Origin of the sequence: Cohnella sp. CFH 77786, from assembly GCF_019400745.1 — a bacterium.
GTDB lineage: Bacteria > Bacillota > Bacilli > Paenibacillales > Paenibacillaceae > Cohnella.
The window spans coordinates 196,148-210,538 of sequence record NZ_WJIB01000002.1 but is presented as its reverse complement, the minus strand read 5'-3'; the positions used below and the strand labels follow the sequence as shown (position 1 = coordinate 210,538).

9 protein-coding genes are annotated in these 14,391 nt (G+C 50.6%); 3 read left to right on the top strand and 6 right to left on the bottom strand.

The genetic code is table 11. The features are described 5' to 3' along the window. Positions 1-774 (top strand): rhodanese-like domain-containing protein, encoded by a 774-nt coding sequence (locus GE107_RS03880; protein WP_219638175.1) that lies wholly within the window; start codon positions 1-3, stop codon positions 772-774. Here GE107_RS03880 and GE107_RS03875 read toward each other — a convergent pair. The 3 genes from GE107_RS03875 to GE107_RS03865 form a co-directional block, all read right to left on the bottom strand. Beyond that, a complete protein-coding gene (locus tag GE107_RS03875) occupies positions 771-3,143 on the bottom strand; it encodes a glycoside hydrolase family 95 protein (RefSeq protein WP_219638174.1) in 2,373 nt (790 codons plus the stop codon). The two genes, GE107_RS03880 and GE107_RS03875, sit on opposite strands and share 4 nt — an antisense overlap. A 21-nt stretch (positions 3,144-3,164) precedes the next feature. Next, positions 3,165-4,730 (bottom strand): glycoside hydrolase family 43 protein, encoded by a 1,566-nt coding sequence (locus tag GE107_RS03870; RefSeq protein WP_219638173.1) that lies wholly within the window; start codon positions 4,728-4,730, stop codon positions 3,165-3,167. Between the two features lie 197 nt (positions 4,731-4,927). Continuing rightward, a complete protein-coding gene (locus tag GE107_RS03865; RefSeq protein ID WP_219638172.1) occupies positions 4,928-7,645 on the bottom strand; it encodes a glycosyl hydrolase family 95 catalytic domain-containing protein in 2,718 nt (905 codons plus the stop codon). Positions 7,646-7,801: 156 nt separating this feature from the next. Between GE107_RS03865 and GE107_RS03860 the strand changes: the two genes are divergently transcribed. After that, positions 7,802-8,677, top strand: coding sequence for a helix-turn-helix domain-containing protein (locus GE107_RS03860; protein ID WP_219638171.1), 876 nt, complete (start codon positions 7,802-7,804; stop codon positions 8,675-8,677). On the opposite strand, the gene GE107_RS03855 is transcribed toward GE107_RS03860, so the two are convergent. From GE107_RS03855 to GE107_RS03845, 3 genes are read right to left on the bottom strand one after another with little or no spacing between them, the layout of a single operon-like run. Beyond that, entirely contained in the window at positions 8,674-8,820 is a 147-nt protein-coding gene (locus GE107_RS03855; protein ID WP_255570160.1) for a helix-turn-helix domain-containing protein, read from the bottom strand. The genes GE107_RS03860 and GE107_RS03855 overlap by 4 nt on opposite strands. A 30-nt stretch (positions 8,821-8,850) precedes the next feature. Beyond that, complete coding sequence (locus GE107_RS03850; protein WP_219638169.1) at positions 8,851-10,302, bottom strand: alpha-L-fucosidase; 1,452 nt, start codon at positions 10,300-10,302, stop codon at positions 8,851-8,853. Beyond that, a complete protein-coding gene (locus GE107_RS03845; protein WP_219638168.1) occupies positions 10,299-13,316 on the bottom strand; it encodes a glycoside hydrolase family 2 TIM barrel-domain containing protein in 3,018 nt (1,005 codons plus the stop codon). Before GE107_RS03845 ends, GE107_RS03850 begins: the two co-directional genes overlap by 4 nt. 146 nt (positions 13,317-13,462) lie before the next feature. On the opposite strand from GE107_RS03845, the gene GE107_RS03840 reads away from it, so the two are divergent. Next, positions 13,463-14,335, top strand: coding sequence for an AraC family transcriptional regulator (locus tag GE107_RS03840; protein WP_219638167.1), 873 nt, complete (start codon positions 13,463-13,465; stop codon positions 14,333-14,335). Positions 14,336-14,391: the final 56 nt, after the last annotated feature.

Below are 14,391 nucleotides of genomic sequence, written 5' to 3'. Positions count from 1 at the left end.
ATGAATGGCGGCTTATTTCATCCCGAGGATCATGTTACGACCGAACAGTTTGTGACAATGGTAATTAGAAGCAGTAAAGGCATTATAGAGCCGACGCGTGGCAGTTGGTCATCAGGATATATGGATTACGCGTTGCATAAGGGAATAATAGAGGACTATGATCTAACAAACATAAACAAACCCATTGAGCGTCGTTCCGCTGCAAGAATCGTTCATGAGGCGCTTAAAACCGATTTCGGAGAAAGAGATGAGCATGAATGGTCGGCGGCAGAAAAGCTGAGAGACTTATATTCCTGCCATACCTGCGTTATGCATATCGCGCAGGTGTATGTTAAAGGTATCATGCTCGCGCGTGACAATAACGTGTTCGACGCTGTGGGCAGCTTAACTCGCGCGGAGGCTGCAGCAGTTGTTGTAAGAATGCTTGACAGAGACCAACGTATTCCTCAGACTGGGGGCAGAGAAATTCAAAGTAAAAATCTGTCCCCCGATGAAGCATGGCAACTGTTGTTAAATGATAAAACTGCAATGCTTGTTGATGTGCGGACTCATGAGGAGTATAAGATCGGACATATACTGGAAAGCATTTGTATACCGTTACAGAATATATCCAATAACCCGTTCTCGGTATGCAATAGAAAGGATACTCCAATAATCCTTTACTGTCATAAGGGGTATAAGAGCTCGTTGGCTGCCCAAGCACTTATAGATGCAGGCTATAGCAGAGTGTACACAATTCCAGGTATTGGGCAGTATCCGTATCATTTAATTTAGGAGAACACAACGTAACGATGCCCGCTTATTACGTGGAATCCGATGCAGCCGTTCTCCATTATCGAATAAGTAACTTCTTCTCCTTCTTGCGTAATCCGGACCTTTTGCTTGACGAGCACTCGGCAAATCTGCGTGATGGAAACTTCGATTTCCGCCTTCGACAACGAGCCGTTGTTCCACTCCAGATCGACTTCATAGCCCCCTCGCGCCCGTAATCCTTTGACATACCCGTTCTTCCAGGAATCGGGCAGCGCCGGCAGCAGTTCCAGCCATCCTTGATGGGATTGCAGCAGCATCTCGGCAATCCCCGCCGTGGCAGCGAAGTTCCCGTCGATCTGGAAAGGCGGATGCGCGTCGAACAGATTGGGATAGACACCGCCTCGTTCATAGTTAATCGGGCCATCACTTTTGACGAGAGTTAGCAAATTCGAAATCAGCCGTTCCGCGCGATTGCCGTCCTTGAATCTGGCCCATAGACCGATTTTCCAGCCGAGACTCCACCCCGTACCTCCGTCTCCTCTGATTTCAAGCGATGTCTTCGCAGCATGGAACAGGGCGGGAGAAGACTGCTCCGTGATCAGCCGCCCGGGGTAAATCCCGACCAGATGGGAGACGTGACGATGATGAACGTCCTCGCCTTCGAAATCTTGGGACCATTCCTGCAATTGGCCTTGCTTGCCGATTTGAAGCGGCAGCAGCCGTTGCTTCGTTTCCTGAAGGGTTCGGACGAAATCTTCGTCGATCTTGAGCTGCTGTGCGGATAAGATACAGTTGTCGAACAGTTCCGCGATCAAGGACAAATCCATCGTCGTCGCTTCGCTTACGGCGTGTCGGTGATCCGCAGCCAGAAATTTGTGCTCCGGAGAGGTGGCGGGCGAAGTGATGAAATAACCGTCCTGATTTTCGATCAGCCAATCCAGACAAAACAACGACGCTTCCTTCATGATCGGGTATGCCGTATGCCGCAAATAAGCTTCGTTGCCACTGAAGGCGTAATGCTCCCACAGATGCTGGGTCAACCATACGCCGCCCATCGGCCAGAAGGCCCAAACCGGGTCCCCGTCTCCATAATCGCCCACCGGCGCCGTTTGTCCCCACAGGTCCGAATTGTGGTGCGCGACCCATCCCCTTGCGCCATAGTTCGTTTCCGCCGTCTTCTTGCCGTGAACGGCCAGCCTGCCGATGAAATCGATCAGCGGCTCGTGCAGCTCCGCCATATTGCACGTTTCCGCGGGCCAATAATTCATTTCCGCGTTAATATTGAGCGTATAATTGCTGCTCCAGGGCGCCCTCGTCTCTTCATTCCATATGCCTTGCAGATTGGCCGGCGTGGTTCCCGGACGCGAGCTGGCAATCAACAAGTAGCGTCCATACTGGAACAATAGCTCGACCAGACCTGGATCACTGCTGCCGTATTGGGCAATCCGCTGATCCGTAGGCATCTCTGCGGGCGCTTTGCTTTCGCCCAGATGCAGGGCAACCCTGCCGAACAGCTGGAGGTGATCGTCCAGATGACGATGAAGAACCTCCGTATATTCCTTCCCGCATATGGATTGAATCGCCTCGGCGGTCCATTGTTCCGGATCGCGTTCGGGGCTGCTTGCGCCAATGCCCGGGTCGAAACTTGTCGCCGCGCTGAAGTACAAGGTGGCAACCGTCGCTCCCTTGACGTGCAAGCCGTCGGCATCGGCCCGCGCCGTTCCGCCTTCATGCGTGACCGCCAGGCGTCCATGGAATTTCAAACCTTTAGACGTATGGGGATCGCCGTAACGCACCGGATTTTCCGCATCACGGTAACTCGGCTCCACGTGCTCCGGCGCATGCCCGGATATCGTAAAGTGACCGCCATCCGGTTTCGATGCATATCGCAGCGGACTGTCCAGCTTGGCCCGAAAGCTCAGGAAGCCCTCCTTGCCCGCCGTTAACCGCACGACAATCGCCTGGTCGGGATGCGAGGCGAATATTTCCCGAGTGTATGGAACGCCGCCGACGTTATAGTCTACGGTCGCAATCCCGGTGGAGAGATCAAGCTTCCGGCTGTAGCCCCGGCGGCTTAGCTGACCGTGATCCATCACGATGTGCAAATCGCCGAAAGGCAAATAGGATTGCGTATACGGCCCCATCATTTCCTTGCAGAGCCGATCCGCTTCCCCGTACTTTTCTTGCGCGATCAACTCCCGTATTCTCGGCAGCACTTCTTTCGCTCCCGGATTGTTCCAATCCCTGGGGCAGCCCGACCAAAGCGTGTCTTCATTCAACGCGATGCGTTCTTTCCCGATGCCGCCAAAGACCATCGCGCCGAGTCTGCCATTGCCGACGGGCAGCGCTTCTACCCAATAAACGGCCGGGGAACGAAACTGAATATGCATATGGATTTCAAGTCCTCCTATTTACGTAGTCGAGGCTCCCGCGACCTCATGACAAAATTGATCTACATCGATATAACCTCGTTCACTCTCGCGATTATAGCTGTATAATCCGATCCGGTCTCCCCGATAATGCCCCCAACCCAGCTGATAGACGTCTCCAAAACCAGTGAAATTCACCCCATCGATGCTATATTCGAACCGGTTGATGCCGTCCAGGCCCCACACAGACTTTAACCAAAGGGTGGAAACCGTTATTGCAGGGCCCCATTCGAACTTGCCCGAATCGTTAAACTTCAGAACCCTTGTCCCCTTCTGTTGATGAACGCCAATCGTGCAATAGGTTCGCGCAAAGTGGCAAAGCCCCGCTTCTTGCCCGTCTGCCATGCCGCCGATCTCTATTTTTACAGTTGCCGTATTGTGAACGGTTCTGAACGCTCTTTGTGTAATGACGTTGCAGACGGTAAAGAAATTATCCTTATCCACCGGTTGGCATGCGTATAGGCGCAAATAGCCAGGGCGTTCTTTTAACGACCATTTGCCGGCTCTTGGCTGATGATTCCATTCCCAATACGGCTCAAGCACCGCTCGGTCAAAATCGTCGTTCGCGGAAAGAACCGTCATGGGATACCCGTCAATCGGCTTCTTGCCTCCCCATACCATCTCCCCGATTCCGTCGCCGTCCGTATCTTTGCCGATGATCGGCCATCCCTCCACCCACGTTACGGGCAACAAATGAAGGGTTCTCCCCTCATAATACCCGCCTGTTCCTTGATGACTGATGAAGTACCATTCCCCGGAAACCGTCTGTACGAGTCCGCCTTGATTGGGCTCCCGGTCTACCTCCATGCCGTGCGTATGGATAAGCTCCTTTTCCTCGTAGGGCCCGTAAATATGTTCGGACCGCAACATCATAACGACTCTGACCTGGGCGCCTTCCTCAAGTCGAACCTCGCTGTGGAAAAAATAGTAATACCCGTTTATTTTGTAGAGCTTATTGGCTTCGCTTCCTTTGTACCGATGAATAATCGTATCGCTGTCATGCAATAGCTCTTTGCCGTCTTCGCTAAGTTTAAACAAATGAATATTGTAGTTACCGGCAAAATGGGTGGCAACCAGGTAGCCTTGTCCGTCATCGTCCCAAAACGGACAGCAGTCGTCCCAGCCGCTAACCGCCCAAACCTGATGAGGCGGCTCCCAAGGTCCCGCCGGATCGGAAGACGTGCTCATAAACAACCCCTCATCGGGCGTGAAAAAATACACCCAGTACTTATCCTCGTGGAATCGGATCGCGCCCGCCCAGACTCCTCTGCCGTAACGGTTCATTCGATCATAACCGTATTCCGGGCCGATGCTCGTCAAATCTTGAACCACATGCCCGATCATTCTCCAATTGACAAGGTCTTTGGAATGCAGCACCGCCATCCCCGGAGAGCAATGCAAGGTGGAGGAAATACCGTAATAATCATCCCCGACCCGAATGACGTCCGGATCGCTGTAATCTCCCGGCAAGACAGGGTTGATATAAGTGCCGTCCCCTTGATCCCCCCAAGCTCCCTTCTTCGATAACAGATGATCGTTATCTTCCATAACGGGGACATCCTTTCCATGACGTTTTTCCAGCCTCTTATGTATCGATTGTAAGCGCTTATCCATCCGGAAACAATTCATTAACATGACAAGCAACTAACCTATCGTGCTTTTTTGGGATCGGATATATTAACAATGAAAAAAAGACAGCTTCAAGGGGAGATTATCCCCTATTCGCTGTCCGGAGCGGTATCCCGTCAATCGGTCAATGTAAATTCGACTGTAACGTCTAATGCGGAATTCAGCGATAAGCGAATATGTTTGCCGAATCCCTCTTCAAGCACCGTTGCTTCTTTTCCGTTGACCGTTGCTTTCATCCAAGGAATACCCAATTTTAATTTGATTTCGTTGGGAGGAGCAATGGAAATCAAGGTAACGCTCACCGCTTTGGATAAGAGATCCCATGATAAAGCGGCGACCTCCACCTGGGTTCTCGCCATGAGCCCGTGAATGGATCCCGATGTCCATTCGGATGGCAATGCCGGAAGCACCTCAATCTCACCCGTATTGGAGAATAGCAACGCTTCATTGACCGCTCCCACCGTACCGAATAAAGTATCCGTACAGTAGGTATCGCATCTTCCGTTGGTGTCATGATCCGTCATCAGGGATGCGTAGTAACCGGAATCCGTCATCATCGGGAGAAGGGAAGCCGCGACTGCGTTGCCGTCTTTTAATCTCGCGCAGACCAGCGCCTTGTGCATCCAGCCGTGCCCCGCCGTGGCGTCCAATGTATTGTATTTATTTCGGTTCTCCAGTGCGATCACGGCGGCTTTCGCGAGCTCTGCATCGTTCTGCGTCTCATAGGCGGGCCATGCCGGATAGAGGTGGCTCAAATGACGGTGGTTGTTGTTCTCCGTATATTCGTTCATCGCCCATTCGCGCAAAGCGCCGTCCTTGTCCACCTTGTAGTCCGGCAGCAGCTCCAGCAATGACTCCCATTTGGCTGCTGCGTCTTCATATCCGTCGCGCTTCACTGCTTTTTCCATGGTGATGACCATAAGCAGTCCGTCCCGCGCGGCTGAAATATCCATGGTCGCATTGGCCGTAATCGTACTGTTGTAACCAATGGGATGATTCTCCGGCGAGTAGGTGGGGATAAACATGTATTTCTCACCCGGATGCAGCCTTATCTTGCCTTGCTCATAGCACGCATTGCCGTTTACATCCGTATAGAACTCCGGCGTGCAGAGCTGCTCCCAGAAATTCGCCTGCTTGGTCAACAGCGGAAGCAAAATATCTTTTTCCAAATCCAAATATCCCTTTTCGAGCAGCCTATCGAATTCTTCATCCGTCAGCCCCCCATCCTTAACGCTGAGAATCGGCTTCAGTTCATGGATTCTCATGTGATCGTTGATCGGGATCTGTTGGTTGCCGAAGCACTGCCAATATTCGAAGATGGGAAGCAGACACCAGCTTGCCCCCGCGTTCCAATATTGAAACGGGTAGTCATTGTCGTATTCCACATGCATCCCGCGGTCGCCGTCCGAGTTGACCGATACCTGCAGCGCATCATGCATCCCGTAGGCCATTCGCGCATTGGATTCAAAATCGGGCGTATTTCGCAAGAAGAAGGTGATATACCCAAGCGGGGCATACGTCAAATGGCCTGTATTCATGGGAGAAACCTGCAAATTCACGTTGGCGTCGAGGGTATAGATGGCGCGCCAGCCCGGATTCCACTCTCCGGTCCACATGCCATACAACCGCGGCGCGCTTGAGCCGCTGCAGCAAATCAAGGCATATCGTCCCTGGTTGTACACCTGCTCCATGAAAGCATGATGGATTCTCGATTGGGATGCCTTCTGCGCATTGATCAACGTTACATTGTCTGCGCTCTTGTCATCTTCGTCGCCTGCAAGGGAAAAACGTACGGCGTTAAATTCCGCGGCATGCTTCAGCGCATGAGGCGCAAGGGCCGCGTAGTAATCGAAATTGCCGGTAACGTCCCGATATTTAATTGCGACAGCATTCGTATTCCGAAACAGACTGTCCACGATAGCGTACTGCGTCATGCCGGCAAAATCATCGATTTTGCCCATGTCGAAAGTTCTGTTCGATTGCGTGATTAAATATACGGCGTCGGCATCGCTCACTTGAATCGCAGGATTCTGTTCCTCTCCGACATTCATCGATTCATCCGTGTCGGCGAGCAGCACTCGCTTCTGGGTTCCGTTCACGACCACAACCCGGGTCAAGCCGGCGTATCCCCCATCGATCAGCTCGCTGCCCGGGTAGGACGGATAATGGGCAACCTGCGCGATATATTCGGCGTTTGGATCTACCAGCTTTTTGTATTGGAGTGCCGACAACTCGGACGCACCGTCCCGCGCCTTGTACATGCCTGAAATGTCATCGATGGAGATGATCATGTTGATCTTGGCGCCGGCGGACGATTGCGCGATCTTCGTAATGGATACATTGTCTTCCCTGGACGTGAATGAGGTTCGGATCCACTCGCCGCATTCATCGGAATAACGCACGCCGGTTTCCGCCGTTTCATAGTTCGTCCATCTTTCGTAGCCGGACACGGTTCCCTTATTCGTCACGCTTAGTCTGAGCTGGTGTCCCGGGTGATAGCTGTAATAAAAGGTTCTTCTCCGGGTTGTCCCGTCCGGAAACGTAATCTTCCATTGATCATTCAAATGAAATACATTCCGCCTGGCCTCGGCCAGCTGCCCCGTCAGCTCTTCCGGAATCACTCTCGGATCGCGGGATGGATAGTTGAACCACATATATTGAAAAATAAAGGTGTCCGAATACGGCGATCCGGACGTGACGTATCCGTTCTCGCCGTTTCCGCTCACCATGCCGTCCCGCCACGCCCGACCGGGATTGGACGCCGGAACCTCCGTATAGGTGCCGGCGTAATTTCCTTTATCATACAGGCGTACAGATTTCGAGTCATTGGTCATGCTATCATACCCTCCTTCAGTTCGTCGTGGCTCTTATTATAACGATTCCGAATAGAAAGCAGCATTCGCCTGCACGACAGATCCTCGTTGCAGATGTCGCAATTTCGCAGATCGGGTTATAATGAGAACACATCCGGCCTGAGGAGCGAATGAAACATGAATTTGCCGCCGATCCACCTGGAAAATACGAATCTGAAGATCAAGGTCGGCGGATTGGCACTGAATGTGCCCTATATCCATTTCGGCACGTTTTATCGTTCTTTTCCGGAACATATCCATAGCAAACGAAGCTATGAGTTGCACTATATCCCTCTCGGGCAAGGTACGTTGATCGCGAACGGCCATCGTTATCCGATCGTCCCCGGCACCTTGTTTATGACCGGCCCTGATGTCGTCCATGAGCAGATCACCAATCCTTCTGCTCCCATGTCGGAATACTGCATTTGCTTCGAGTTACTGGATCACGAGCCTACCCGGGATCCGGAACTTGATCTCATGACCGAAACCTTCGTGCAAACTCCGTTCTGGTTCGGCCAAGATACGCAAAACCTGATGTCGCTGTTCGATCAGCTTTCCATCGAGACGACTCGCAAAATCATCGGATATCACCGGTATATAGGCACCATTCTCGAACAGATTGTCCTAAAACTCATTCGGAATTATAGGGGGGATCAGGCGGCTCTCTCGTCAACACCGCTGCAAACGCTGGACGACAAGCGGCTGGCCACCATTGAACAACGTTTGCTGCATCAATATCGCACCATTACCGTGCAAGAGCTTGCGAGCGCATTGGGTTTAAGCGTAAGACAAACGGAAAGAACGATTAAACATAATTTCGGCATGACATTTACTCGAAAACGCAACATAGCCAGGATAAGAGCTGCCGCTCATTTTCTTACCACGACGACCATGACCGTCAGCCAGATCGCGGAAACGGTCGGCTACTCGTCTCTTGAGCAATTTTGCTCGGCTTTTAAAAAACACTATGGAATGCCGGCAAGCCGGTATCGATTGTCGCGTTCGGAAAGTTAACTGTTCCGGTATTCGATCGGCGTCTTGCCGATCACTTTCCGGAATACTTTCCTGAAATAAACATTATCCTCGTAACCCGATTGCTCGTCGATGCTGTTTATCGTCAAATCGCTCGTTTTCAGCAGCATGCAGGCATGCTCCATCGAACTCCATCTCGTTAAAATGATATCGAATCATGATTCTTTTTCCGTTTCCGAGAATTCCCGCGAGCCAAGGTAAACCTCGAAAGCAGAAAGGGTGGGGTACCATCTCGATTCCAGAACGGTAAGGCGAACATGTCTTGCCGTTACTTTCGGGAACCGGCAGATGCGTTTGTACCCTACAACCGTGCATACGTAGAAACGCTGCCATACGTCACCTTTCAGGTATTCCAGGCAAAGCTTTTCGATTCGTTGACCGGACTGGATATGCTCCTGGAGCACGATCGTGTCGAAGGTCCGTTCCTCATTCAGATCGATTTCAATCGCGGCTTGTTCCGTGCCTTCTTGTGGACACCAGAAAGTCTCTTTATTGCCGTCCAATATTCTGCCGGCATCATGGTTCTCGTTGAGCGCTTCCGTTGCCGTCGCATGGGCGTTCGAGGCGAGGTTGTGCCGGAACGTCGACCGAAGAATTTCTCCAACCTCGGCCATTCGCACCGCATCATTCTCATGTATAAGTCCGCGCCGATCCGGGGGAAGATTCAGCAGGAACGTCGCGTTCCCTCCAACCGATTTATAGTAAATATCCAGCAGCTTTTCTACGCTTCTCAACTTGTCATCCTCAGCGGCATGGTAAAACCATCCCGGACGAATCGAAGTGTTCACTTCAGCCGGATACCAGACAAGCTGCTCCACTTTCCGAATGGCTTCCCTTCCGCCCAAATCCGCGTCACGGGTATTTACACGCTTGGAAAACTCCCCGTCGTCCACATGCTGCGACTCTTCCTGAATCTTCTCGCAATTCTGAAGCGTTGCCGGCACGACGCTCCATTCCGATTCACGGGTATGGCCGGCTTCGTTACCGCACCAGCGAACATCCGGACCGCATACGGAAATGACCGCGCCTGGCTGTAATTCGCGAATGACATCGTAATACCCGTCCCAATCATAAACTTGCTTTAACCCATTAGGGCCCTCGCCGCACGCGCCGTCGAACCAAACACAGAAGATATCCCCATAACCCGTCAACAGTTCTCGTAATTGGTTTTTGAAAAATTCGTTGTAGAGCGAAGAGCCATAACGTTGATCGCGGCGATCCCAAGGGGATAAATACACGCCGAACCGGATCCCGACTTCGCGGCAAGCGTCTGCCACTTCCTTCACGATGTCGCCGTTGCCGCCGCGCCAAGGGCTGTTCCTCACCGAATGCTCCGTATAGGCGCTAGGCCAGAGGCAGAATCCGTCATGGTGCTTGCAAGTTAAGATCAAGCCCTTCATCCCGGCTGATTGGCACACTTGAACCCACTGCTTCGCATCGAACGCAGTAGGATTGAATAGAGCGGGATCTTCGTCTCCAAGCCCCCATTCTTTATCCGTAAAGGTGTTGATGCCGAAATGAATGAAGGCATAGAACTCCAGCTCTTGCCAAGCCAACTGTCTTGCAGACGGCACAATTTGCGCCGCATAGCTGATCCTGTTGTTCATCCTTGACGCTCCTCTTCGGTTGGCTTAATCCAAAACTCAAACTCGAACTCTTTCTCGTTCAATTGATACTGATCCAATAAGAAAGGCCCGCAGCTGGCTGAGCCAATGCCGGATTGCTTATAATCGATGCACACAACCGAATATCCGCTCTTCTCCAGCTCGTAATGATGTTTCTTGGCAGCCAACTCTTCTTGCGTGTATTCCGAAGCGTTGAATGAGAACGGTTTCTCCGCTTCGAACGTAACCAGAGTATCGCGGGAGTTGATTGTGACGTAGTCGCACCCCCAATGGGAGGAGTTTTCCTGCGGCTTAATATAATCCTCATGCATCTCGGAAATCGCTTGCCTGAATACCCCTTTATAGGATGCTTGATGCTTGTCTATATAGCTTTCATAAGGTCCATAGCCGTAATATTCCACCTGGTCGAATTGGCTGTTCATGAACATTCTCACGCCAAAGCGAGGCAAGTAAGGACGTTTATCCGCAACTTGAACGGTATATTTCATCTTGATTTCACCGCTGTTATAGATGACGGTTTCCGTCTGCAATTGAAACGTGTTGTGGTAGGAATGGCCGCCAAGCGCGATTCGGGAGCTGATCAAGACGTGCGTATCCGATTTCTTCGCCGATATCTGGTACACCTTGGTCGTAAGCTTCCCGAAACTGAACATATTCCATTTCCCTTTGATCCATTCATTGTCCGTCGGAGCTCTATAGGCATTGTATTCCATCGGCTTCTCGATTAACGCTCTACCATTAAAGAACAATCTGTCAAACAGCGCGATCGATTTATTGAAGCGATATTCGAATTTATGACCTATAATATGAATGAATTTCTTATCCTCCGAATACTCAATAGGCGCGTTCTCTTCGGAAGGCTCGATGAGTTTGTGTTCCTGACTGATGAGAATTTGATCGAAACCGATCTCATAGCCTTCGCCGGACCATGGGGTATCGTGCTTTTGGGTGAAAATAAACCGCGCATATACGCTTGATCCGGTTAAACCTACAAAGCCTGGGATTGTAACGATTCTCGAGGACTTGGCCGGAACTTGAATATCCAATTTTTCTTGTAAAATCACTTTTCCAAAGTCTGTAACCTCCACCGTACAATCAAGCTTGTCGGACAAATCGGAAAAATCGTACGTATTGATGAACTCGAATGTCCCTTGAGTGACGGAAACGGGCTTGACTCGAATCGGACGATACACGTTTTTCGCTTCTTTCAATCCGGTATGCGGAGTCCGGTCCGGATACACTAATCCGTCGATACAGAAATTCCCGTCATGGCGCGCTTCGTTAAAATCTCCGCCATAGGCATACTTGGCTTTGCCATGGCTGTCTTTCCCGATTTCGATTCCGTGGTCGCACCATTCCCATATAAAGCCGCCACTGAATCGGTCGTCGGAATAGATGACTTGCCAGTAATCCTCCAAATCCCCGGGTCCGTTCCCCATGGCATGACTGTACTCGCATAGTATCAATGGACGCTTTTCGTTTTCCCTTTTCAGGAAATCATTTTTCATCCAATCCGTTGATGTATACATCACGGAGAAGACATCCAATACGGCTTCGCTGTCGTCCGCTTTCTCTGCGCCTTCCAATTCGTGCATGCTTTGATAATGGACTAATCTTGTTGGATCGTATTCCTTAACGTATTTGGCCGCCTTCTCCATAATTTTGCTGTAACCGGCTTCATTGCCCAGCGACCATAGCAGGACGCAAGGACGATTGAAATCTCTTGTAATCATGAGATCGACGCGATCCATGATCGCTTTCTCATAGTCGTCGCGAGCTACCAGCAGAGCAATACCGGAATAATCGCCGTTGTTGTCCTGGGTATGAGCGGCTTCTACTGAACCGTGGGATTCGAGGTCTGCTTCGTCGATCACGTAGAACCCAAGCTCATCGCATAACTGAAGGAAGACGGGGCTGTTCGGATAGTGCGAGGTCCGGATGCTGTTGATGTTGTGCTGCTTCATCAAATAGAGATCAACGAGCATTTGCTCCCTGCTAATAACGGCGCCTGTTACAGGGTCGCTGTCATGACGGTTGACTCCTTTGAATTTAATCGCCACGCCGTTCAACAGAATGGCCCCATTATGAACTTCTATGTCCCGAAGACCCACTTTGTCGCCAATGATCTCCTCGTCAGTTTGCAACGTGACCTTGTACAAATACGGATGCTCCGCATTCCAGAGGCTCGGATTCTCCAAACGGAATATGGCAACGGTTTCTCCATCGCGAAGACGTTGTTCACCAAGGTGTCCGCCGCTTTCATCATAGAGCTTGACTGTCACCTCCGAGTTTGCCTTTACGTCAACCCTAATCTCAGCCTTCGTGTAGGAATCATAGAGCTTGGAGGTCAACTGGAAGCTCTCGATTTTACGCCGCGGCCTTGAGAGCACATATACATCTCTGAAAATGCCCGACATCCGCCATTTATCCTGATCTTCCAGGTAGGTGCCGTCGCACCATTTGAGTACCACGACCGTCATGGAATTCGTGCCGTTTACGAGGTATCGGGTAATATTAAATTCGCTTGTCATGTGAGAAACCTGGCTGTAACCGACAAACTGCTTGTTGATATAAAGGTAAAAGCAGCTGTCGACACCCTCGAAGTTTAAAAACCGCTCGAATCCATCGGTTAAATCCACTGTGAATTCCCGGTTATACACGCCTGCCGGATTCTGATCGGGCACGAATGGCGGATCATAAGGGATCGGGTAGTGAATGTTCGTATATTGAGGAACATCATAACCGTGCAATTGCCAATTGGCTGGAACGGGGATTTCCGCATATTCATTGATCTCAAGAAAATGGTCCTCCAAGTCTCCAAAGCTGTCATAATACCTGAAGTTCCATTGTCCGTTTAATAAATAGAAACGATTGGATTGTTCTCTTCGCGCAAACGCATCTTGTTCGGGAGAGAAGGGGATATAATAGTTGCGATTCCTCTCCGTATTCACATGCAGCTGCTGAGGATCTTCATGATATAAGTTGTTCGGATTCACGTTAAAACCTCACTTTGCGGAGTTTATTCGTTATTTGTCATGCTCCTCTTTGCCTTCCATGATAGGCGATGGCTCGCGGATATGAAATCTTGTATAATTCTTGTGGCATATAAAAATATGAAAGTTGTGATCCGATGCGGCATTACATGAAACAGATGATGGTCACAGCTTTGGATCGGACCCTGCCTGTTTACATCGAAACGATGGGATGGAATGAATGGCAGGATGAATTTATACGTCCCAAAGGCTACCACTGTTATCATTGGCTGCAGACAACCAGCGGAGCTGGATTATTTGAATGTTCCGGCAAATCCGTAACCCTGTCGCCAAATCAAGGGGTTTTGTTGCCCCCCAACGTTCCGCACCGTTATGTGACGACTTCGCATCCCTGGTCAACCTGGTATATCACCTTCAATGGGAATCACGCGCCTTTCATCGTTTCTTCCCTCGGTTTGGCCACTTCTACCGTTATTCGATGGGAACCTGATTCCCCACTAACGAATCTGCATAGAAGGAGTCGAAAGCTGGTCGGACGGAACTTCGATTTTAACGGAATGGATGGTTCTGCCTTTGTCTATCGCTTTCTGATCGACCTAAAAAAACATGGGCAGGTCGATAACCAACGTTCCCTTTCCCAACATCATGTCCGATTAATGCCTCTCTTTCGTTTCCTTGAGGAGAACTATTCGAATCCGGCTCTTGGGTTAGCCCATATGGCAGCCTTCATGGGTGTCAGCCCGCAACGATTAAACTCCCTGTTCAGATTGTCGACAGGAATGAGTCCATACCAATTCCTCATCAGCCTGCGCATTCAGAAAGCCAAAGAGCTCCTGATAAACGAAGAGAACATCACCGTCAAAGCGGTCGCTACTTTGGTGGGCTTCTTTGATGCCAGTCATTTTATCGTTACTTTCAGGAAGCTCGAAACCATAACTCCCGAGATATATCGGGAACTGAATAAATATAGCGCCGGCAAGCACATCCAAAACTCCAATACTTGGGATGCTCGTGATGAATAACTTGACCGAAGCCGAATATATTGCTTGCTGCTGCCGAATCCGGTCGTTCCGTATTG